20 protein-coding genes and 3 pseudogenes are annotated in these 21,926 nt (G+C 61.0%); 7 read left to right on the forward strand and 16 right to left on the reverse strand.

What is annotated here, in order from left to right:
- The 3 genes and pseudogenes from AX725_RS19460 to AX725_RS19470 all read right to left on the reverse strand — a co-directional run.
- Positions 1-524, reverse strand: a pseudogene (locus tag AX725_RS19460) (ATP-binding protein); the annotation flags it as partial.
- A gap of 102 nt (positions 525-626) precedes the next feature.
- Positions 627-1,262 carry a DUF7007 domain-containing protein gene (locus tag AX725_RS19465; protein ID WP_435653460.1) on the reverse strand — a complete coding sequence of 212 codons (636 nt, stop codon included), beginning with the start codon at positions 1,260-1,262 and terminating at the stop codon, positions 627-629.
- A 47-nt stretch (positions 1,263-1,309) separates the two neighbouring features.
- The gene (locus AX725_RS19470) at positions 1,310-2,596 is read right to left on the reverse strand and encodes a DUF8535 domain-containing protein (RefSeq protein WP_066117753.1); all 1,287 of its coding nucleotides are present in this window, start codon (positions 2,594-2,596) and stop codon (positions 1,310-1,312) included.
- A 65-nt stretch (positions 2,597-2,661) separates the two neighbouring features.
- Here AX725_RS19470 and AX725_RS19475 point away from each other — a divergent pair, with 65 nt between their 5' ends.
- Complete coding sequence (locus AX725_RS19475) at positions 2,662-3,159, forward strand: hypothetical protein (protein WP_060979745.1); 498 nt, start codon at positions 2,662-2,664, stop codon at positions 3,157-3,159.
- A 33-nt stretch (positions 3,160-3,192) separates the two neighbouring features.
- On the opposite strand, the gene AX725_RS19480 is transcribed toward AX725_RS19475, so the two are convergent.
- The 5 genes and pseudogenes from AX725_RS19480 to AX725_RS19500 form a co-directional block, all read right to left on the reverse strand.
- Complete coding sequence (locus tag AX725_RS19480) at positions 3,193-3,687, reverse strand: RES family NAD+ phosphorylase (RefSeq protein ID WP_060979744.1); 495 nt, start codon at positions 3,685-3,687, stop codon at positions 3,193-3,195.
- Between the two features lie 4 nt (positions 3,688-3,691).
- Positions 3,692-4,042 (reverse strand): antitoxin Xre/MbcA/ParS toxin-binding domain-containing protein, encoded by a 351-nt coding sequence (locus tag AX725_RS19485; RefSeq protein WP_022675518.1) that lies wholly within the window; start codon positions 4,040-4,042, stop codon positions 3,692-3,694.
- Positions 4,043-4,123: 81 nt separating this feature from the next.
- Positions 4,124-4,324, reverse strand: a complete 201-nt coding sequence (locus tag AX725_RS19490) for a hypothetical protein (protein WP_066046179.1) — start codon at positions 4,322-4,324, stop codon at positions 4,124-4,126.
- Between the two features lie 14 nt (positions 4,325-4,338).
- Positions 4,339-4,608: pseudogene (locus AX725_RS19495) on the reverse strand (DUF6927 domain-containing protein); the annotation flags it as partial.
- 308 nt (positions 4,609-4,916) lie between these two features.
- Positions 4,917-8,237 carry a type ISP restriction/modification enzyme gene (locus tag AX725_RS19500; protein WP_196490782.1) on the reverse strand — a complete coding sequence of 1,107 codons (3,321 nt, stop codon included), beginning with the start codon at positions 8,235-8,237 and terminating at the stop codon, positions 4,917-4,919.
- Between the two features lie 67 nt (positions 8,238-8,304).
- Here AX725_RS19500 and AX725_RS19505 point away from each other — a divergent pair, with 67 nt between their 5' ends.
- Entirely contained in the window at positions 8,305-8,604 is a 300-nt protein-coding gene (locus tag AX725_RS19505; RefSeq protein ID WP_060977093.1) for a hypothetical protein, read from the forward strand.
- Between the two features lie 293 nt (positions 8,605-8,897).
- On the opposite strand, the gene AX725_RS19510 is transcribed toward AX725_RS19505, so the two are convergent.
- Both AX725_RS19510 and AX725_RS21070 read right to left on the reverse strand, forming a co-directional pair.
- The gene (locus AX725_RS19510) at positions 8,898-9,875 is read right to left on the reverse strand and encodes an alpha/beta fold hydrolase (RefSeq protein ID WP_060977092.1); all 978 of its coding nucleotides are present in this window, start codon (positions 9,873-9,875) and stop codon (positions 8,898-8,900) included.
- A 445-nt stretch (positions 9,876-10,320) separates the two neighbouring features.
- A complete protein-coding gene (locus AX725_RS21070; protein WP_156442091.1) occupies positions 10,321-10,968 on the reverse strand; it encodes a hypothetical protein in 648 nt (215 codons plus the stop codon).
- A gap of 349 nt (positions 10,969-11,317) precedes the next feature.
- Between AX725_RS21070 and AX725_RS19515 the strand changes: the two are divergent.
- Positions 11,318-12,693, forward strand: a pseudogene (locus tag AX725_RS19515) (transposase).
- Positions 12,694-13,522: 829 nt separating this feature from the next.
- On the opposite strand, the gene AX725_RS19525 reads toward AX725_RS19515, so the two are convergent.
- Genes AX725_RS19525 through AX725_RS20725 form a run of 5 tightly spaced genes read right to left on the reverse strand, consistent with a single transcriptional unit; the run spans position 13,523 to position 16,282 of the window.
- Complete coding sequence (locus tag AX725_RS19525) at positions 13,523-13,936, reverse strand: AraC family transcriptional regulator (RefSeq protein WP_082737529.1); 414 nt, start codon at positions 13,934-13,936, stop codon at positions 13,523-13,525.
- A complete protein-coding gene (locus tag AX725_RS19530; protein WP_231733317.1) occupies positions 13,933-15,246 on the reverse strand; it encodes a tyrosine-type recombinase/integrase in 1,314 nt (437 codons plus the stop codon). Before AX725_RS19530 ends, AX725_RS19525 begins: the two co-directional genes overlap by 4 nt.
- On the reverse strand, positions 15,179-15,604 hold the full coding sequence (locus AX725_RS19535; RefSeq protein ID WP_066115054.1) for a hypothetical protein: 426 nt from the start codon (positions 15,602-15,604) through the stop codon (positions 15,179-15,181). Before AX725_RS19535 ends, AX725_RS19530 begins: the two co-directional genes overlap by 68 nt.
- Before the next feature lie 11 nt (positions 15,605-15,615).
- Positions 15,616-15,960, reverse strand: coding sequence for a hypothetical protein (locus AX725_RS19540; RefSeq protein WP_156442093.1), 345 nt, complete (start codon positions 15,958-15,960; stop codon positions 15,616-15,618).
- Between the two features lie 55 nt (positions 15,961-16,015).
- On the reverse strand, positions 16,016-16,282 hold the full coding sequence (locus AX725_RS20725; RefSeq protein ID WP_081097192.1) for a WGR domain-containing protein: 267 nt from the start codon (positions 16,280-16,282) through the stop codon (positions 16,016-16,018).
- Positions 16,283-16,927: 645 nt separating this feature from the next.
- On the opposite strand from AX725_RS20725, the gene AX725_RS19545 reads away from it, so the two are divergent.
- The 3 genes from AX725_RS19545 to AX725_RS19555 all read left to right on the forward strand — a co-directional run bounded on the left by AX725_RS19545 (position 16,928) and on the right by AX725_RS19555 (position 20,449).
- Complete coding sequence (locus tag AX725_RS19545; protein ID WP_060977091.1) at positions 16,928-18,013, forward strand: replication initiation protein; 1,086 nt, start codon at positions 16,928-16,930, stop codon at positions 18,011-18,013.
- Between the two features lie 165 nt (positions 18,014-18,178).
- A complete protein-coding gene (locus tag AX725_RS19550; RefSeq protein ID WP_060977090.1) occupies positions 18,179-19,381 on the forward strand; it encodes an AAA family ATPase in 1,203 nt (400 codons plus the stop codon).
- A 48-nt stretch (positions 19,382-19,429) separates the two neighbouring features.
- The gene (locus tag AX725_RS19555; RefSeq protein WP_060977089.1) at positions 19,430-20,449 is read left to right on the forward strand and encodes a ParB/RepB/Spo0J family partition protein; all 1,020 of its coding nucleotides are present in this window, start codon (positions 19,430-19,432) and stop codon (positions 20,447-20,449) included.
- On the opposite strand, the gene AX725_RS19560 is transcribed toward AX725_RS19555, so the two are convergent.
- The gene (locus tag AX725_RS19560) at positions 20,409-21,356 is read right to left on the reverse strand and encodes a MarR family transcriptional regulator (RefSeq protein ID WP_060977088.1); all 948 of its coding nucleotides are present in this window, start codon (positions 21,354-21,356) and stop codon (positions 20,409-20,411) included. The two genes, AX725_RS19555 and AX725_RS19560, sit on opposite strands and share 41 nt — an antisense overlap.
- Positions 21,357-21,722: 366 nt before the next feature.
- Between AX725_RS19560 and AX725_RS21075 the strand changes: the two genes are divergently transcribed.
- Positions 21,723-21,869, forward strand: a complete 147-nt coding sequence (locus tag AX725_RS21075; RefSeq protein ID WP_156442001.1) for a hypothetical protein — start codon at positions 21,723-21,725, stop codon at positions 21,867-21,869.
- Positions 21,870-21,926 lie beyond the last annotated feature (57 nt).

The following is a 21,926-nucleotide window of genomic DNA, read 5'->3' on the forward strand; positions in this document are numbered from 1 at the left end:
TTGAAGAACACCGGCAGCGGGTAGAACTTCGCGACCTCGCGCAGAATCCGCTCGGTGGTCTGCTCGCTCACGCCGGGCATCAGGAAGCTGATTGTCGTCCCGACGGGGCGAGCAAGGGGCTGCACGGCAATGTCCTGCGCACCGGTCCAGCCATCCGCTGGGACATGGACCGACCATCCGATGTCGGCATCGGTATGACGCGAGCTGATCCGGGTTTCCTTGCCCGCCAGGCTGAAGACACCCATGCCTGCCGGGTCTTCGGCCTCATGGATGTGCTGGCTCCAGCCCGAATCCCCCAGCGCAATCATGGTCTGCGGATGGGCGACTCCGGTTCCATCATCGACAAGGGTCAGGCGCGCTGCGTCCTGATCCGCGCAGCAGGCGATATCGATCCGGGAAGCGCCCGCGCGGCGACTGTTCTGGAGGAGCTCGCCGAGGATATCGCCGATGGTGCCATTGAAGAGGCGCGTGACTTTGGTGATCGTCTTCGGGCTGACGCTGGGTCGAATAACTGTCGGGTTCATGACAAGGGGTCCTTCATCGCACTGTTTCGCCCTTCCCCTCCCCCTTCCCTTCAGAACAGCGGATTGATGCCTGGCCGGAGCCCGGCTGCCTTGGCCTGCTCTTCAGCCAACGCGCTTGGGTCGCAGGGCTTCAGGAATCGGGATGATGTCGTGCGCCGTATCACGCAGCGCCTTAACCTCGCCGCGCGCGGCGTAGAGGTCCTTGGCGATGAGCGCGCAGACCTCGGCCTCGCCATAGGTTGGGCGGCCAAGGTGATCGACGCGCTCGACTTGCCGGGCAATCACGCCGACTTTGCCGTCCGGCACCCACTCGGCCCAATCGCCCCAGGCGCTGGTCACGCAGAATTCGCCGATCGCGGCCATATAGGCCTTGCGCGTCCGCAGGATCGCAGAGGAATTCTCCTCTATGGCCTCGCCGGTGAAGGCGCTGAAGCGGTCCGGGTGCCAACATCGGGTAGTATCGCGGGCAAGCTGCAGGAAGCCCGCAGAGCAGGAGCCCTGCCCTTCAAGCTCGCTGGTGAAGGCAAGGATCGGGAGCCCCCAATCGCAATCTTCTTCGTAGGCCCCGCCTTCGATCCGTAGCGCCGCTGGCATGGCGGCCTGTCTCTGATCGGACAGAATGATACCGCCGTGGCTGGCGGTCATAACTGACCATATGCCGGGGGCCAGCTGATCGGCCTGCTGGACGGCGCCCCAGATGGAAGTGGAGGGACGCGGTGATGGGGCAAAACATGGCATGAGCGAACTCTCCTGTTGCAGGTTCGCTCAGACCCTCCCCCTCTTCTTCAGCTCAGGATCCCGAGAGCGGTCCGGGCAACGATCTCGGGCGTGACGTCTCCAAGAGCGAGGGCCGCCACCGGTCCAAGCTGCGAAAGACGAGTCCGCTCGATTGCCCTGAGGGCGAGATAATCATCGTCGGACGACCGGAGGATTTGTAGCGCGAAGCGGCACTCCTGCCCGGTGTTGTCGTCGAGAAGGGCGATCAGGAAATCCGGCCTTACGGAGACGTCCGCAAATGGCAGATCGAAGAGGATCTTCTTCACCGCCATCCGGATGTCCCGGCGTCGCAGGATATACTGCGCGTCTTGGAGCGCCCGCAGAACGTCTCGGTCGTGGTCTCGCTCTGTCGGCACGAACTGGTTGCCGCTCAAGACAGGCTGAGCGTAGGCGCGCAGCGCGACATAGCCCTCCTTCCTGCTGTGCTCGCCGACGACGGCGAGCACAACAAACGGCGGCTCAACTTCGGCGCGGATGATCCCGGTGTGCTGGATGCGGTTCCGGACCGAGATCGTGCCGAGACCGGTGACGATCTCGGTGGAAGTGACCGCATTGGCCTCGAGCAGAAGAAACGCCTGGGGCGCGAATTCATGAGGCCATCTCTCGGCCGCAGCGCGCAGCCGGGCGTGAACCCGCCGCTTTTCGTAATCGATGGCGTTCGTGTAGAGATGGGCCGAGAGCGGAACCCCGGGCGCAATCTCGAGACCTTGCGCAGCCCGGCGCAGGAAACGCATCTCCTGGCTGATCGAGCCCTCCCGTGGCCCTGCTGGCGGAAGCTCGCGCAGCACGTTGGAACCCGCCCGCTCAAGCAGCAGCCACAGCAGTTTGCCGAGGCGCGGGATTGCAACACCGCGCGACCGGTCGTCTGGCTCACTGTGGTCCGGTTTCTGGGCGAGTTTCTCCGGCGCCTTCTGGTGCGCGTTGAACAGGCCATCTGGAACATCGAGCGCGTAGAGCGAATCCCTTGCTGTCTCGCGGATGCGCGGCGGTGCCTGGGGCAGGAAAAATGGACACGCCGGCGCATGCATCGGCCTCGAAGTCAGCCGCCGCAGGTAATAGGTTTCCTGAAAGCTCAGGTAGGCCGGGCTCAGCAGCGGCGGCGCGGTGACCTCGCCCAGACAATCGCAGGCGAGCCATTTGTGATTCTCGCGCGCTGTCACGACGAGGGAGACGCAGGCCCGGTGATCGGCCTCGTTGCCATGGCCCGTGTACCAGCGGACCAAGGCTGCCCGCAGACCGTCGCCAATGGCGACGCGCCCGGTGCTACCTGTGGTGTCCTTGGCCACCAACCACATGGTCTGACGCTCTTGACCGCCCCTTTTGTTCACTCTATGTTCGTCACATAGAGGAATTTTGTCTTATGAACAAGGTATTCGATCTCGGCCAATTCGACCTCGATCTGACGCTACGCGATGCATCGGTTGACCCGCTGGTGACGCCTACGCGGCGCTCGCTCAGCAATGCCTCTATCGGGATAGAAGCGTTCGATGCCTATTATTCGGCGCGCGAACTCTACGAAGCGCTGGAGGGGGTTTTCCTGGGCACACCCGGTGCCAAGAACAAGCTGACGCAGGTGCTTTCGTGCCAGTGCGATGATTATCAGCGGTGTCTCTACTACACGCTGGCGGGGCGCGGCATCGTCCAGATGCTGGATGATCTCGAATGGCTGCTCGATCTCCTGCGCCCTCGCTGCGAAATGTCGGGGAAGCTCCTTCGCTCCGGCGAGAGGCCTGCACCGCAGGTCAATCCCTATGTCGCAAGCGAGCCCGACGGGCCCGTTCCGGCACGCTCGGCCGACTTCGTCGAGGGACCCTCGTGGTATCTCGATCCGTCGCTTGGCGGCCGGATCGAGGACTAGGCAGGCATCAGCTTGCCGGCCTCACCGGCAGAATCAGGGATTGCGCAGGCCAAGCCGGTCGGCGTCATCTACGAGCGTGATGCGCCCTTCCCAGTGCCACAGGACAAGGTTGAGAGCGTCGGCGGGAGCGCCGCGGGCGTAGCTCGGCACGACAATGCCCACATAGCCTTGCGCGATCGCGGCCTCCGCCAGATCTTGCGTCGGGACCGGTTTGCCTGAGAGCATCCAATCGCGCCACGCCGGGTCGGCGAGCTCAGCCGGTGCGATACCGAAAGGCCGCAATGCAGCCGCATCGCGGCCATCGAGCAACGGTTCGATATCGGCCTGATAAGCGACGAGCGTGGTGGGCTGGAGGGTGCCAACCTGATTGGCCTCGCGCAGCGCGGTCTCTGGGGCGAGGGAAGTATAGAGCGCGCTGCGCCCGATGCGATTGAACCGTCCGCCAAACCGGGCCGCCCCCTCCCCTGAGAGGGGTTCGCGGGACCAGACCGGATTGTGGGCGCGGTAGAGCAGCCCGGTGAAGTGCATGAGGCTAGGCGTGAATGCCAGCGTCGACGGCGTCGATATAGGTCAGAACGTCATCGGCCCGGTTGTTCTGCACAAGCTGCATTGCAGTCTGGCCCGAAAAGCCCGGCAGCGGCTCAGAGCGGTACCAGGCATAGGCCAGCAAGGCTGAACCGAACCGCGGTTCGACCTTGTTGAGCACTTCGACCATCTGCCGAAGGCGGCGCTGGGTACGATCGGAGGCAATCCGGTCCTTGCGCTGGATCGCGTCCTTGCCGAGACCCAGCGAGCGCGCCAGTTCGTCGCTGGTGGTGCGCAGCGCATCGACGATTTTGCGCGGAGCAAACGCGCCATTGTCCGCATAGTTCTGAATCGCCATTGCAAAGCTCCATGAATTCTGACGTGACATAGCGTCATTCTGCGCGGCTTTCAAGCTGCCATAGGGCTGGCGCCGAGTTCGTCACAGGAGGACAACTTGCAGTTCGATCGCACCGGGTGGGTTTTCTCCCGTCGGCATGACACAGAAGGGCTGGAGCGTGTTGCCGGTTCTGACCACAGCGTGGCTCTTCCCGGTTTTCGCGCTCATCCGGATGGCGACGCGCTCGGCATTGGCCCGCCCGCAAAGCACACGGCGGCGCGGATCGAGGCTGGCAGAAGTCATGGAAGAGGCCCTCGCTACTGGGCTATCGGGAAGAAGGTCTTGATCCTTCGGGCGGGACGAATGATCTCGAAGCGCCGCTCCATAAGCCGGGAGATACGATAGGCCCCGAAGCCATCGGGTGTCCGCAGCTCGATCTTGTTCCCGCGCTTGCTGACCCGGAACTCGCGGTGTTCGCTGCCGTCGGTAAAGCGCAGCGGTTCGGGAAGCCGCAGGATGTCGCCGTCAGCGACCTTTCGCTCCTTGAGACGCAGCATGGCGTAACACCGGTTCCGCCAGTCCAGGGCATAGGGGTGCGAGGATGAGGTGTGCTTTCGTCAAGAGGGACTTTGGCCGTGATCCTGAAATTGTAGCGGCTTTTGGAAGTGCATGATTTTTCGCGCTTCCAGTGGGGAAAAGCGGGGCCATGCGGCCGTGAGATTGCTGTGATGCCGTGGCCGGAATCTCGGTTTGTTCCGGAATGGGGACCAAATAGCCATCACTGGCAGGTATGCTCGCCGCATTGATTTCGCGAAGTCCCTACCGCGCATCGGGAGCTGGATTTCGCCTCCGGATTCGGGACCCGAACACACGCAGTCAGCCATGACGGGCGGGTTCACGCCGTCAGCTTGCTGGCGGGGATCAGGGGGCCATCGCAGACACGCTTCAGAAGGTCCGCCTGCTTTGGTTCCAGCTCGACCAGCAGCGCCAGGACATTGAGCACGTTGATGAGCTCGCTGGTGTATTCGGGCAGCCACCGATCGGGCTGGATATCGCCCAGCGGAGAAGGGGGGCGCTTGTCGCCGATCAGGGGGCGTTCGCGGTTCTTGCGGCGGTAGCTGAACCACTGGCGCAGCACCTGCTTGCCCGACACTTCATAGGCCCAGACGGCGGGCGGAACATTGTCGATGAAGCCGGTGCCGACGAGCAGTCGGCGCTTAGCGGCATCGTATTCGAGCGTGTCGGGAAAACCCTCGGGCGTGGAGGGGATTGCGCCGTCCTTGGGCTGGGTCGGGCCGCCTTCGCCAACTCGTGGGGGACGGGGTGGATCTTCGGTGGCGAAGCGTTCCCCGAAGGTGTGCAGCCGGATCACCTCGCGGCCCAGCTTTGCGGCTTCAGCGAACAGCGCCGCATCGGCAGTCAGCGGCACGCGCAGACCGGGGCGGACAAGGTCTTCGGCGAAGCTGGCGGTGTAGGCCGGATGGGCAAGCAGCGCCGCGACATAGGCGAAGATATCAACCGGATCGACCGGCGCGCCGAATGCCTTGGAAAGCAGCGCGATGACGGCGGGGGAGATGTTGGATTCGGTCGCGGCGGCGTTCCTCCAGAGGGCGAAAACGCGACCGCCTCGTCCAGCGTAGTGGTGCAGATCGGGGATTGCAGCAACAGCCGACAAACCCGGCCCATTCTTGGGTGTGCGATCCATCGGAGCAGTCAGGAGAATCTGCTGCTCGCTGTAGTTGTCCCAGAGGCCCGGATTCGGCTGATTGATAACCCGCGCATCGGGCAGGATATACTGCCGGTCGAACGACCGGAAACCGTATCGAACCGGAGCCTCCCCAGCGAGAGCGCGACGCGCCAAAAGCCGTAGTTTCTGGTCCTCGTGGTCAACCTGCTTTGGTGCATCTTCGACAGCAGTGAGCACCTCGCGCTGAGGCCACCAAAGCGCCTTTCCGGACTTGCCGATATGCCTGTCGCCGGGTTTGCCGTCGCGCATATGGGGCTGGAAAAGCATTGCGCGCTTATCCGCCTTCGGCTCTTCAACGAGCCGCTTCCAGCGCTGCTTCAGCGACACTTCATCCGGGGCGATGATCCATGTGCGCCCCGGCATTACGCCCGAACCGCAATCGCCAATTACCGCATCGAGCGGGGCGAATGCGCCCCACCCTTCTCGCAGTTCCGGGAGGAAGGGCGCGCGCGGATCGGAGGGGCAATCACTCCACCCACCGCCCGCCAGCGTGATGGTTTTCAGCTCCTCGAATTTCTGCTCACGACGACCCTTGGCGAGCGCCCGGTATCGCACCCGCGCAGCGTTCTTGCCGGGCTCGCGAGAGCGGCTTGCCAGCACAATGCAGACCGGGTGCTGCACGCCCTGAAAAATACGCGTCGGCACATCCGGCTGATGGCCTTCGGGCGTGCAATCGATCACCCAGATATCGTCACACTGGCTGCGCAGATCGGCGCGCATTTTCTGGAACCCATCGCCGTTCAAAAAGCCCGCCACGGTGATGTAGCAGACCATCCCGGAAAGCTCTTCCTGACCGGGCAGATCATCATCGCGGTCACCTGCGCCCTGCTCGAAAACCTTCCACGCCGCCCAGCGCCAGAAATAGACATAGAGGTTGCGCAGATGTTTCGCGTGCGCGCCCACTTTCCATTCCTTGGGCGGCTGCCAGGAATTGAGCGGAATATCCTCACGCTTTTGCTTGGCAGGACTGCCGTTCTCGACCCACGCACCCTTGCCTTTGGCCTTCTCCTTGTAGGGCGGGTTGCCGATGACGACGGTGATGGGTTCGCTCCGCTTGACCTTGTTCGCCTCGGTCCGCGATTTCGATATCTCGCGGTAGATGCCCTGTCCGGTTTCGAGATCGGCAAACGGATCGCCCAACGTGTCGGTGACGAACAGGCGCGGGGTGGCGTGTGCACCAATCTCAAGCATTTCCGCCAGCAGCCGTAGCTGTGCCACGGCGAAGGCACCGAATTGCAGCTCGAAGCCGACCAGGCGGCCCGCGATCTCGTTCATCGATGCCGCAACATTGCCCTCGCCATCGCGCGCGGCAATCGTGGCCTTGATCCGCTCAATCAGGCCCAGCAGGAAGGTGCCCGATCCGGTCGCGGGATCGACGATATGCACGTCCTTGCCAGCGAGGCCATCGGCGATGCCGAAGCGCGGGCTTTTGAGCGCCTCGTCGCACAATCGCACCATGGTGCGCACGACTTCGGGCGGGGAGTAATAGCTGCCCGTCAGCTTGCGGAGCTTGTTGTCGTAGACCTCGAGGAAATCCTCGTAGAAATAGAGCCAGGCCTCGGGATCGCCCTTGGACACCTTGGCCCACGAAACCTCATCCAGCACGCGGGTCAGCGTATCGAGCGCGGGGCCGAGGTTGAGGTCCTGTTCGGTCAGCAGCCGCAGTGCGGTGCCGATCAGCGTGTTGGCCTTGCCGAGTTCGCGCGCGACATGGTCCAGCCCGCCGGTCAGCGCCATGTCTTTTGACTTCGCCATGAGCAGACCGAAGGTGACGGCCTGCGCATAGCCATCGGCGAACTTGGCATCGTCGGCATCGGGGAAGAGCAGCGCCTTCCAGTCGTCCTTGAGGTCGGTCAGCCTCGCGTTCTTTTCCGACGCGCCGAGCTGTTCCAGAACCTCATCACGCAAGAACCGGCACAGCCGCGCGGAAACGCGCGCCAGTTCGGTCGCGCTTCTGGGCGGAATGGGGTTCCAGGTGAGGAAATCGCTGAGCAGCGGCAGAAAACTCGGCGGTGCGGCAAGCTTCGCGCCCGCATGTTCGATCCCGCCTTCGAGGTGGACGATCTGCCCTACCACCGTCCCATCACGCCACAGCGAAAAGCTGTCGCCATCGGTGTAAAGCAGGTTGGGCAGCGCCTTGAGCTTGTCCCATTGCTCCTTATCGTGGCCGGTCTTCCACTTGCGCGGATCGGCCCCTTTGCCGGGGGCTTTCACCTCGATGAAGCCAACGAGGGCGTTCTTGACCTTGACCGCATAATCCGGCCGGGTCCGCATCTCCGCAAGCGATGTTTCGCCGGTCAGTACAAGGTTCTGCACTGCCGGATGCAGGATTGCCGCAACATCGGCGAACAGCGTTTCGAGCGGCGCGCGAAGCTGATCCTCCGGCTGACCGTCCCCGCCCGCGAGCTTGGCCTTGGCCGCAGCGCCGAATTCCCCCACAGCCTTTTCGATGGTTTTGGCTTGCGTCACCCGATGCCTCCCGTGCATATTCTGTGGCACAGGGCGCGCTGTGCCCGCAACGGCTTTGGACAAGTAAATGGCGGAAGATTCTGGCAATCTGTTCGATGGCTCGGCCCAATTGGGCTTCGACCTCGGCGACGATGTGCCTGCGCCGTCGTATGAGCCGGATCGCGATGAGGTCCGCCGTGAGTTGCACGACATACTGGCCGAGGCTCGTAGCGCACAGGCCGAATGTCCGTGGGACAGGCAGACGTTCAAATACCACAAGGTGGTTTTCCCGCAGATGGCCAATTGGTTGCCCGAGGACGAGCGGGACCAGTTGCGCTTCGAGTTCGCGCGGGAAGTCGAGCGGATCGAGCTACTGCTGGCGGCATGAACGCGCTTCGCCAGGCGGGCGCTGACCGAATTTTTGTGAAAGCATGGGCCGGTCAGAGGCAGGCCGCATTGCTAGGGTGTCGCGGGCAGATTGCGCCGGAAGCGATAGTCTACGGCAGCTTTCGGGCATGCTGCCTGTCGTCCTGAATGACCGGGTGTGGGTGGTTACTTCTTGGTCCGCTTTCGGAAGTAGCTGACAGCAAAGCTGTCTTGCGCGCGACGTCACACAAGTTTGGTTTTGACCCTAGGACCATGCACAAGGGCACGTTGCAGCTTCAGACCTGAAGCTCGTGCTCAGCCTTTACTCGTTTCGTCGGTGAGCCTGGCAACCTCTCGAATGATGGCCCCACCGAGCAGCTCATCACTCCACCGGTGGCCAGCGGCGGCAACGATGGTGAGCGACGCAGAGGGCCATGCTTGCGCTAAGTCCCACGCCGCCTTGGGAGGGGTGCACATATCGGCCCGACCGGCGATGATAGCACCGGGGATTCCTGCTAACCGAACAGCGTCCCGCAAAAGCTGATCGCGCTCCAAAAAGAAGTCGTGCCGATCATACCAGCTCAGGATGCGGGAGGCTGTTGCGGCACTATCGTCTAGCACGTCAGGCCTCTCGGGTGGTGCAGGCGGCCACAAATCAAGCATCTGGTTCTCCACATGCGAGAGCATAATAGCCGCCGGTGACGATATTGCCGGATCAAGGCTCGCAATCCTCGCATTGAAAGCCGCCCGCGGGTCGTCCCGCTCAACGGGCGTCAAAAATTCGTCGCGAGCGGCAAACACCTCGGGAAATACGGTGCGCGCGCCGTGCCACCACCAGCGAGTATCCTCCTCACGGCAAAGAAATACGCCGCTAACCACAAGTGCACGGACCCGCTCGGGGTGCGCTTGCGCGTAAGCAAGCGACAAAGCGGAGCCCCAGGAGCCGCCAAGCAGCATCCATTTCTCGATCCCGAGATGCTCGCGCAGCCTTTCCATGTCTTGGATCAGCGCTTTGGTGTTGTTCCCGCTCAGCTCGCCAGATGGCCGAGACCGGCCGCAGCCTCGCTGCTCGAAGAAAATGCCACGATGTGATGCAGGGTCGAGCAATCGCTTGTAGTAGGGGCGTATATCCCCTCCCGGCCCGCCGTGCACGACTACCACGGGCGCCCCGTCCGACGCTCCCCTTTCTTCCCAATAGATTTCGTGGCCATCTCCGACGCCCAACCACCCGGAGGCTATCGGCTCGGAGGCCGAGGAATGAAAGCTCGTGTCGACGCGGAACGGTGAACGCATTGGATCCCTCCCTGCGCGAATATGACGGTGATAAGACATTGCGAGCAACAGCTTTGTGAAGGTCAAAACCGGTCGGTTCTGACCCCGCAGTTGTGGGCTCCCCGAGTGCGGCTTTTAGACGATCAGAATCCGCTTCACAATGTCGCCTGCTGGGATTGGCATTCCAGTTCCGTTACGACCGACATGGGGTCGTTTCCCGAACGGCAGGAATTTTCCGCGAGCGGGGCAAAGCCGCAAGGCCGCTTGCGGGGTGGCCGAGCGGCGGTGCACATGGCCGCAACTGGGTGGGGAGGCGAATGGCGGCTTCGCTGGAATTCGTAATGCCTGCGAATTCTGGCGTTGGGCAATCAGATGCTTCGGCTATGATCTGTAGATGGGCGAGCCGCTGGAAGTTCGGACTCGGTAACATAGGAAAGCTCGAGGCCGACGACCGCATTTGAGCGCCTCAACGTGTCAACAAATCGTCTGAAAGAAAGAGGTAGTTGCGGTTGGGCATTCGAAAGCCAGCTTCGTGAAATGCCGCAAAATCCTTTATTGCTGACGCACTCAGGACAGGCATATTCCTCAAAAGTGGGCGTGCGGACGTAGGTATCCATCCGTTCTTTTCAGCTAGCCAACCATTATCCGTATCCCAAAAAAAATCTTTTGAGCGACGCGGATCATCATCGCCGATATCAGGGACAATTGCGTTAATAAAATTATCGCAAGACCAATACCAGTAACGTTCTGGCCAAGGTGTTACTCCGTCCTCAAGGCGGAGATCTATAGGTGCAAACCGATGCTTATTCGGCTCAGCTTGCTCCAAAGCGGTTTTAAAGCGGTCGCAGTACCAATATTCTCTGGCGCGAGCCGGTAGGCTTTTTCGGTTGCGCCGAATCCGATAAAAGCATCTACCGAATTCATAGGAGGCGCGCAAAAAATCTACCGACCCCTCAATCATTGCATTGCCTGAACTCGGAAACTGCTCATGAGATGAAAGCGTAAGAACGTGATGATCTTGGGTTATAATTCTTTCGAATCGATCGCCTCCGAAAATGAAATTAGAACCTGCATCATTCTTCGAACCGACTGCCCAGGCTATATGATCCTCCATCAGAGAAGTATTCCGCTGACGCTATTCTTGTCCCTGCTGAGTTACTGAAAACCGACAGCGCTCTTGCAAGCTTGGATCCAAAAATCTGACCAAGAGCGGCAGGCGTGCCATCGAAGCCTCTGTCGCGCAAGCAGCTACCCTTGAACGTGGTCAAGTTTCGACCGCTAAGGGGTCGATTGCTGAACGGCAGCAATTTTCTCGAAGGCTGGCAAAGCCGACAGACCGCTTTCGGGATCACGAATCGGCTCCGCTCATGGCCGGTATTGGGTGGATTGTGTTGAAAAACTCCCCCTTGCAATGGCGCTAAAGTATTGATTCAATGTCTCTGCAAGCAAGTGGAGACGGGCGTATGATGGGCGAACGGACGGTGGCGCAGGAGGCGCTGTTCTACAGCTTCAACCTGGAGCGGCATGTGCCGGCGGATCACCTGCTCCGCTCGATCGATCGGTTCGTTGATCTGTCGGGCATTCGCGAACATCTGCGCCCCTTCTACAGCTCGACCGGTCGGCCCTCGGTCGATCCTGAGCTGATGATCCGGATGCTGATCATCGGCTATTGCATGGGCATCCGGTCCGAGCGGCGGCTGTGCGAGGAGGTGCACGTAAACCTCGCCTATCGCTGGTTCTGCCGCCTCGGGCTGGAAGGCGATGTCCCGACCATTCGACCTTCTCCAAGAACCGGCATGGGCGCTTCCGCGACAGCGATCTGCTGCGCCAGCTGTTCGAGACGACCTTGGCCCGCTGCATTGCCGAGGGACTGGTGGGCGGTGAAGGCTTCGCGGTCGATGGCAGCCTCGTGCGCGCCGATGTGAACCGTCAACATGCGGTTGGCAGCGCGGACGCCTTGCCGGACCCGGCCACAAGCCATGCCGTTCGCGAGTATCTGGCTGTGCTCGACGATGCGGCCTTCGGGGGGGCAACCCCGGTGCCGCCCAAGCAGTTGGCGGTGGCCGATCCGGCCGCACGCTGGACTGCGGCAAGCCGCGAGCGCGCCTTCTTCGCCTATGCCACCAATTACCTGATCGATCTGCAGAACGCCGTGATCGTCGACGTCGAGGCAACGACCGCCATCCGCCAGGCAGAGGTGACCGCCCAGCGCCGCATGATCGACCGGACGCAGGAGCGCTTTGGTCTGTGGCCCGAGCGGCTTGTGGGCGACACCGGCTATGGTGATGCCAAGAACCTGTCCTGGCTGGTCGAGGAGCGCGGCATCGAGCCGCACATCCCTGTGGTCGATCATTCCGTCCGCCGCGACGATACCTTCGAGCGTTCTGCCTTCACCTTCGATCACGAGGACGACAGCTATATCTGCCTTGCCGGCAAGCGACTGCGCCAGAGCCAGAGGGTCTATAGCAATGCCCGCCAGTCAGTCGATCAAGACGGCATGCTGCGCTATCGTGCCAGCAAGCTCGACTGCGACGTCTGCGCTCTCAAACCGCGCTGTTGCCCGACACAACCAGCGCGCAAGATCCTGCGATCAGTTCACGAGGGCGCCCGGGAGCTCGCCCGCGATATCGCCACGACCGACGCCTATCTGGTCTCGCGCCGCCAGAGAAAGAAGGTCGAAATGCTGTTCGCGCACCTCAAGCGCATTCTCAGAATGGATCGCCTGCGCCTGCGAGGTCCAAACGGCGCAAGAGACGAGTTCCTCCTCGCCGCCACCGCCCAAAACCTCCGCAAAATGGCCAAGCTGATCCCGATGCCAGCCACCCCAGCCCCCGCATAACCGGGGGCGAAGGCTCCGCACGGCGATCAGGCTCGCGCAAGCCCCGATCTCAGCGCCGGGTTTTTCAACACAATCGGGTGGATTCCGGAATGGCCGGTTTCGTTACTCAATTGTATGCGTGCATCAAGCGCCCTGCAGCCATCATTTGGACGGATGGGCCGCAGCCCATTCCTCAAGCACTTGCTGACGGGCTCGCACGAGACAGGCCTGAACTGTTTCGTTATTAAAAGGCTCAACTCGAGCGCATCGCCTAACTGGTTCGCACATTGCCTCATCGAACCGTCGATCTCCGGACGATCTGGTAGCCTTGCAACGGACTTTCCGAGTGCGATCATCGATGTTAAATTTGATCCGAACACCTTTCGCTTTTTCGGCAAGAACAAGAATTTCAGGGACTTCTGAGTTCGCCTGACTCTCGGCTGCGCGCTCTGCCTGGTCGGCTGCACTCGCCGGCACAATCATCAGGGCGACGCATGCGGTGATTTGGATAACGCGACGCATGCGACCGAGACTCCTGCTTGCAACCTGGACGACGTTTACGGACCTCCGTCGCAATTTTCTAGCTAAGGTTTTATGAAATTACCCAAAGCTTGCGAGTGCTTGGCTCAGATTTGTCAATAGCAGCCAGCTTCCGCGCAGAAAGCAGAAAGGCTTTAGCAGCGACCGAATTGGGGTCGCTTTGAGAAATTCGGCTTTCGGCGAGAAACCCGCTGAAGCTGCCCGGCAGGTATCCGGATCGTGCATCCGCCTCGTTCATGGCTGCTGATGGGTGGGCAGCCGCTTGTCCGCTTTGCGGATGCATCACGAGACAAGCCGCCGCCACTAGAGACTATTTGATCGGCAAGAACAGGTCCGCCACAGCCTCATGCTCAGGCACCTCGGGGAAGAACGCGATGCGCTGGCAGTAGAGTGGGAAGTCTCGCGCTTCCTCGCCGCTGTCCGGAAGCCAGTCGCGGTAAAGATAGAGTGCTGCGGGTTCTAGATTGTCGGTATTTCCCACGATCCGCAGGACGGCGCAGCGGCCGCCAGGAATGGTGCCTGACACAACGCCTTGCTCGTCCGCATCGAAGACCCGTTCCGTTCCCGCGCACAAGTCCATTCGATAATCGCTGGGATCGGTGGTACGCGGATCGGAGTGGAAGACGTTGAACGTCGCGCTGGTCCGCGGCGAAAGCCCATTGATGTCAGCGCCGACCCTCGCCAGCGCCTCCTCGACGACCCGCTTGAGCCCCAGCGCGGTCATGCGTGCAGCCCCAGCGAGTTAGCTAGAGAGCCGGAAATGCGCTTTGCCGCATCTGCGACGATCTCGTCGGCCAGATGCGCGTATTTTGCGGTCGTTTCGGGCAGCACATGGCCCAGCAGCTTCCCGATGGTGGCAAGCGGCACATCGTCCATGATCGCGGTCGAGGCAAAGCTGTGGCGCAGGTCATGCAGACGTACATCGGGCAAGGCGCAGCGGCGCCGGAAATTCTCCCAACATTTTTCGAGACTGATCGGTTTCGTTCCCGTCCTATCGGGAAAGACGTATGGGCACTTCCCCACACGAGCAATGCCTTCAAGAACCGCCAATGCTTGACTGTTCAGCCAGATCACCTTCGGGCCGGTCTTGCTGTCAGGCAGAACCAGTCGAGGCGGCTTGACCCAGTCCCATCGCAGCCCCTCGATCTCGCCGCGACGCGCCCCGGTGAAAAGAAGCAGCCGTAGGATCGCCACCTGTGCCGGAAATTCGGCTTCTTGCGCGCGCAGTTCGGCGCCCACGCGCGCGTATTCGCGGGGGGTGAGATACCGCTCCATCGCTTGCCTCTTGTAGCGAGGCATCCCCCGGCACGGATTGGAGCCCTTGCGGCGCATCTTCAGCGCCTCGGCATAGTTCAAAAGCGCTGCCAGCACGGGTATCGCGCGGTTGTATCGCGCCTCGCGTTCGCCTGCGCAAGCATCGCGCCAGCGCACGACATCTGCCTTGGTGACGTCAGCCACCAGAATGTCACCGAAGTGGGGGGCAAGGTCACCGCGCCAAGCATCGGCGTTGCGTTTTGCGGTAGAGGCTTTCCAGACGCGCGACAGGTCCTCGAAATAGGTCGCTACGAAATCGTTCATGGTCGGCGTTGACCGCACCACCACCCGCTTGGGCAAGCCGTCCAGCGCCACCTCGGCAAGCAATCGGCGCGCCTGCGAGCGGGCCAGTGCTGCGTCGAGGTCGGTGGTCTTTCCAAGCGTGATCCGCCGATGCTTGCCGCGATGGCGTAGCCGCACGAACCAGTAATAGTTGCCGGTCGGGCGAACCCGCAATCCGAAGCCCGCCAGCTCGGTGTCCCAGATGCAATATTCGCTCGCCTTCAGCGGCAGATTCCGGCGTGCGAAATTGCCGTCAAGAAAGGCCCTGTTGCCCTGCTTTTTCGCTGCGGGGACCATATGGCCATCAGGAATATCAGAACTGCTGCCTAAAGTCCCGAAATTCTGCGAATTATTGGGGACCGCATAGCCATCAACGGCTACCGATCTCCCGAGCGCATTGCTGAGCGCTCGCACTGATTTTATTGCGGTTTTTCCCATGCAAGAGCGGTTTACCGCGTTCGGTGAGCAGTTCCAGGATGCTTCGCGGGCAATTCGCCTCGACGGGGCCGGATTGCTCATCCATGTCCTTGTACCCGAAGATCAGGCCATCGGCCGCCTTCGGGTTCCAGCGGACCAGGCAGATAACCGCCGTCACGTAGAGCCTCTCGCGATCTTCACCGTAGCGCTCGACGGCTGCATAGTAGGTGCTGCCGGTGAAAACGCTCTTGAGGACCCGGCACCCCCGGAACGGAGCATCTTCGCAGGCCTCCCGTTCGTAGGTCAGCTGATCGTCGAGATAGGCTTTGGGCGTTTCATGCCCTCCCATCCCTGCGCGGTGCATGTAGAGCCAGCCCATGTGCGTGTCCTTCAGATGAGCCCCGGCTGAGCCGGAGGTGCGATTTGCAGTTCGCGGGCGATCCGCGCTGTGAGTGCCGGAATGTCGGCAAGCGCGGTGATCGGAGCCTTGCGCATGACCGCGCCGGGGGGCTTCCAGAACGGGTTCCGCCAGGCGAGACCCGGTTCGCCGAACCGCTCGGGGCTGATGCGGATGTAGACACCGTCTGCTTCGAGCACATGCTCACCGGCGAGGGCCTCCTGCGAGGTGTAGTAGCTGATGCGGTAGGCGGAATGATCGAGCCCGATCCCGGCTGCGATCTGGCGCAGCGCGCGCGTGACCGTGTCCTGAGTTGGTCGGAGTGCTGTTAGGGTCATGAGCTTCACTCCCCCCTCCCCCCTTCCCTCCCTTGCAGATGCGCGTGCAAGGCGGTCATTCGACCTCTTGGTAACCTACTCCTATTCGTTTGAAGGCGCTCTTGCGTCTTTCGCGGACCTGTCGGGCGATGATTTCGGCTTGGGCCCTGTCAGGAAAACTCAGGGTTACCCCCTGCCCTTTTGAGCCGATCCTCCCCCAGCGACGTTCAATCGTCGTCCAACCGAACAGGTCGGTTTGGATCCAGAGATGGTAGGCACGGGCAACATTGCGTGAAGGGTCGATGGCCTGCCAATGCCAAGACTGGCTGATGGGTGTTCTCATGGTGGCTTGGTGACAGGGATATCGGCTGTGGGTCCAACCGGAAATTTGAATCACTACACCCGCTGTGATTCACGGAAGCGATTGTATCGAGGGCGCTGGCCCTTCTCCCTTAGAAACATCATCATAAAAACGCCGCTGCTTGCAGCGGAAGGATTCTTGATTCTAGAGATTCAGATTCGAGGCCAATTTTTGAGGTGAATCCAGCACTTTAAGCCGATCTTCCTGACCAGATGGGGGTGTTAGGCTGACCTGATGGGGGCTGAACCCTGACCGAGCGGGGGCATTCACCTGACCTGCTGGGGCCATCCTGACCGCGTGGGGGACGGACCTTCAGCGCGCTGCTTAGTGGCCTAACTTCGCCCGCAAACATCAAAATTGCCCCCTAATCAGCGCTCTGTCCGTAAGCTTGCCGACTCGCGGAATCTCCTGGGATTTTGCCTCCCGTTCACAGACCTTCATTCCTGACCTCTTGGGGGCTCCCAAAGGAATCCCATCCTGACCTGACTTGACGAACGAGGTCAGGTCAGGCAGCAATCAATCCTTCGAAGAATCAAGCTCTGATCGCACTATGGCATGGAAACTGATGACAGCCCAATAGTAGAAGCTTCCGAGGAGAAGCCTGAAGAAGGTTCCCCCGGACGTGCGATGCGCGTTGCTGCTGCATTGAAGGCAAAGGGTGGCGACGAGTTCGCCAAACCGGGCAACATCATTGAGATCAAATTCGTCAAAGGTGAGTCGCTTAGTCTGACGGCATCGCGGCTGTTGGCGCTCATGATCCTGACCGCAGGTGGAGACGCATGGGAAGATCGTCCTCATCGCATTCGCAAAGCCGATATACGCCGAGGCCACAAGGGTAACGAGCGGATCAGCGACATGCTTCAGGAGCTCCATCGCACCCTGTTTGCTGTGGATGATAAATCGTGGCGCGGAAAGAAGGCGACTCTCCTGTTCTCCCTGATCTCTCGGTCTAAAGAGGAAACCGACGAGGATGGCGGAGAGACGGGCTGGATCGAATGGGAGTTCACGCCCGATGCGCGTAAGCTGATCCAGGCTTCTGAGACTTATGCCGTGCTTAACCGGCAAGCGGTCTTGGGTTTCCGCTCGAATTATGCGCTCAAGCTTTACGAGCTTGGAGCCCTTCGCCTCCATCGCCGCCAAGCAACTTGGCGAGGAGATATGCAGGCACTGCGTGCAGCGCTCGGGATCCCGCCGGATGTCTACACGGACTTCGCTCAGCTTCGGCGCAAGGTGCTTGAGAAGGCGAAGTCTGAAATTGACCAGCTCGCTCACTTCCGTGTCGAATGGCGTGAAATTCGGCAGGGGCGTACGGTCACCGAGCTTGAGTTCCGGTTTGAACCGAAGGGCGCCCCGGAGGTCTTGGAAACGGTAGATGAGCTCGACCGGCATTCGGCGGGACGGCAGGCAAGGCGGACCGGTTCCGTCGAGACCATAACGGCAGGGCAGGGGGCAATAGTATCTACGCCCGGTGCGGTGCATGCGATCAAGCAGTCAGAGTCCACATTCCCGTCGTCTGGCTCGATCCGCTTCGGGCACGCCGATTTGCTTGAAGTCGCCCGAAAGCATGGCGGTGGATGGGATGTTGACCTTATCGCGAGCGGTTTTCGCGACCACATGGGCAATCGGTTGGAGAAGCTTCGTGGCGCTAAGCTGATTGCGGCGTGGAAGGGCTTTTGTGAGGGGTGGGTAAACCGGCGTGGGCGGCCCTCATAGGCAAAATTGCACGCGTGCAATTCGCCGCGCCCCCACCGAGTCAGGATGGGGCGCCGCCTCCCCAAATTTAGGCTGACAAGGCAGTTCGACTTTCGAAATTTCCGAATTTCTTGACCGAAAAGCGCAAGTGGGTGTAGCACGCTCTCAATTGCGAAAGGACGGCATGTGTCTAACGGACTTCAGATTGAAGAGGCTGAACGTTTGGTTTCGGTCGCAACGCTGGCTAGTCGAACATCGTCAGTGTTGGAGAAACTGCGCGACTCTGCTCGAAGCGCGAGATCAGATGCCCGCCGTGAGCCAACCTTCACGATTGGAAAGGCGGCTGAGCTCGTCGGGCGAACACCGGCAGCTATCCGTGATGCAGAGAAGGACGGGCGCCTGCCCGAGCCGGCAAGGACCGATAGCAACCGGCGTGAGAGATACACCCTTGCACAGCTGAACGACATGCGCGGCGTGTTCGGGACGCGCCCGTACCGCGCGCCGGGTGATCCGTGCTGTGTGGTCGCAGTTCAGAACTTCAAGGGAGGTGTCGGCAAGTCCACCCTGGCAGTCCACTTGGCGCAGTACCTCGCGATCAGGGGGTACCGTGTTGCGCTCATTGACTGCGATAGTCAGGCCTCTGCGACAACGCTTTTTGGCTACGTGCCCGATCTCGATCTGACCGAAGATGACACCCTTTACCCATTCCTGCGTGAAGGTGAGCGGTCCTCTCTCGATTACGCCCTTCGCAAGACACATTTTGATGGCCTTGAATTGATCCCCGCCAACCTTCGCCTGTTCAACTCCGAGTATGAGCTGGCGGCGCGAATGGCCCAGGGGAACGGGGCCCTGCTTGACCGTCTCAAGGAGGGCATCGAGAGCATTTCGGATCGGTTCGATGTCATCGTCATGGATCCTCCGCCGGCCCTCGGAGCAATCTCCCTGTCAGTTTTGCGCGCGGCAAACGCGCTGGTGGTTCCTGTCCCCCCAACCGTAATGGACTTCTCCTCAACCGCGGCATTTCTCTCGATGCTTGATGAAACGATCGAGCAGCTTGCTGATCGGGGGCTTGCCCCGGAACTGACGTTTCTCCGCTTCGTCGCCTCGAAGGTCGATGAGAACAAGTCGATGCAGAAGGAGCTTCTGCAGTTGATGCGGACGCTGTTTGGCCACGCCATGGTTCGAACGCCGCTCAAGGACTCTGCCGAGATCGACAATGCGACTGCGCGGCTGATGACAGTCTATGAACTCGACGGGCCTGCTACGAGCTCGGCGGTACGCAATCGCTGCCTTAACTACCTTGATGGCGTGAACTCAGAAATCGAAGTCGACATTCGATCGATGTGGCCAAGCCATCAAAAGCGCCTCCGGCAGGAGGCCTTGGTATGAGCCGCTGGGAAAATTGCACGCGTGCAATTCTGCTAATGGGAGGCTTTCATGAGTAGGAAGAACAGCGGTTTTGCCGCCGACTTGGCCGCCGGGATCGATCTAACCGAGGATTCCGCCACGCCGCGTCGATCGAGCATCGCGTCGAATGTGCTTACCGGGCGATCAAACCGTTTGGCCGATCTCGCTTCCGGCGCGATTGTCTCGCGCACGCATGAGCTTGTTGATCCGGCAAGGTGCCGGATGTGGGCTGGCCACAATCGCGACTATGCGCTCCTCACCGAGGAGCGTTGCGCAGACCTGATTGAGAGCATCAAGGCACAGGGCCGGCAGGAGATCCCGGCAATTGTCAGACGCCTGTCTGGTGACGACGGATATGATTTCGAGGTCATCTGCGGGGCGAGGCGGCACTGGTCGATCAGCTGGCTGCGGACGCACAACTACCCAGACTTCAAGTTCCTCGTCGACGTGCGCGAGATTGGCGATGAGGAGGCCTTCAGGCTCGCAGATCTCGAGAACCGCGCACGGGACGACCTAACCGATTTCGAGCGCGCGAAGGACTATCTGCGAGCTTTGACCGCCTACTACGAGGGCCGTCAGAAGACGATGGCCGAGCGGCTCAAGGTGTCCGAAAGCTGGCTCACACGCTATCTCGATCTGGCTCGCCTGCCCGAGGAGTTGACCAGAGCCTTTGCTAATCCGCAGGAACTCGGAATTCGTAATGCGATCGCACTCAAAGCGCTCTTGAAGCCCGAGGACCGGAGGGAGAGGGCCTTCCTGGAGGCAGCCCGGCTTGCTGCCGAACGGGAGCGGACAAACCAGTCGCTCTCGGTGCTGGAGGTAATCAAGGCCCTTTCCCTTGCGGTCGATCCCCCCAAGAAGTCAGGATCCCCCAAGAAGTCAGGAAAGGTCGAGACTGTTGCCAATGGTGTGGGCGTGCCTGTGCTTCGGATTGAGGGAGCTGATCGCAAGGGGGTTCGGATCACCTTGTTGAACAAAGGTGGTGCAACGCGGCAGGAAGCCGAAGAGGCTATTCGCGCGGTACTAGATCAGCATTGGCCGGTACCATAGCACTATCGGTCTCGCGCAAGCGCACCATGCTTGCCTCCTGCAACGAGGACACCGATTGCGAAGCTGTTCGCTTTGTCACGCCTAGGGCTCTGGCAAGCTCCGCTCTGGTAAGGGGGCCAAGGCTGACGATCATGCGCCACGCCTGCGGAGCGGTTGAAGAGGTATACAGCCGACCGGCCAGCTGCTTGTCGGCCAAAGCAACAGCCTCTCGCATCACCCGCAAATCGATCGCGGCTTTGTCAGTGGCCGTCTGAAGCGCTGAACGGAGAAGGGCGGGCAGGGGTTCTTCGTGGAATTCGCGGAACAGGGCCCGCGGCATGATGCCTGCAAGCGCGAGCGGGGCCGAGCCCAATCCAAAAAGATGGGGCCTTATGGCCGCAGCCAATGAGGCAGCCCAGGCCGCGCCACGCGGCGCCGAACGCGTGATTGCGAGCCCACCTACCTGGACCATTTCGCTGCCGCCTTCGAAAAAGTCGAATTCCTCGGTTCGCAGTTCCTCAAGCCACTCGATCAGCGTGCCGTCGGGATCCCTGCTGGGGAGCAGAGCGTCGAGCCGCGCGAGCGCATTGTCTGCGGGTGTGTAGGCCTCGGTGAAGCCTTCGGTCTGGCATTTGGCTGCCAGCACCTGCCTGGCAGCCTTGGCGAGGACAGGGGACGCACGTCGGCCGATCCACGACAGAAATTGCCGCCGCTCCTCCGAGTACCATGATCGGACAAGTTCGCTCGCATTAATGCCCGGGTTGTGTGCGATTCCTAGATTATCAAAGGGATAGTCTCGAACATGCACGCGCCAAAGACGCCGCAATGAGGCCATCGCCAGACACTCGGCGAGCTCCGGCGAGATGAAGGGGAGGGCGCCTTCGATCCGCGCAAGGGTCAGTTGCCAAGGGGGAGGGTAAGGCGCCATCGGGCAAATAGTATATGAACGGCCTAAAAAGTATACCCAGCTTGTACGGTGGGTTTGCTGTCCGATAAGAGCCCTTCACGGACGATGCGCAAATCTATATAAAGCAGACGATATTCGCTGATACGTCGCCCGACCCGAAGGCCAGGGCAGGGCACAGCAGCGGCATTGAAGCTGGAGGAGTGTCGCCTTGGATGATGACAGCAGCAGGGCTTTGGGGCTCTCAGATGAGGCTGCGCTCGCGCCCTTGGGGAATGCCATCCCGCCTCAGCTCATGGCTGAGATTGAAGCTGCCCGCTCATACCGTGCGCGCTCCAAGGCCGCCAACACCGTGCGGGCGTATGACAGCGACTGGCGGCAGTTCGAAGAATGGTGCTGGACGAACTGCTTGCCCATGTCGCGCCATTGGGCTGGGAGCATATCGGCCTCACTGGCGACTATCTGTGGAGCGAGATGGACAAGCCCCGCGAGCGGTTCAGGCCGCTCCGCCTCCATCGGAACGGTCGGGATGCTTAGCGTACGTTTTCGAACATTCTCTCACCGGCCCCCCTGTAGGGGACATCGCCATATTGC

The organism is Blastomonas sp. CCH9-A1, from assembly GCF_001557175.1.
Taxonomy (GTDB): Bacteria; Pseudomonadota; Alphaproteobacteria; order Sphingomonadales; family Sphingomonadaceae; genus Blastomonas; species Blastomonas delafieldii_A.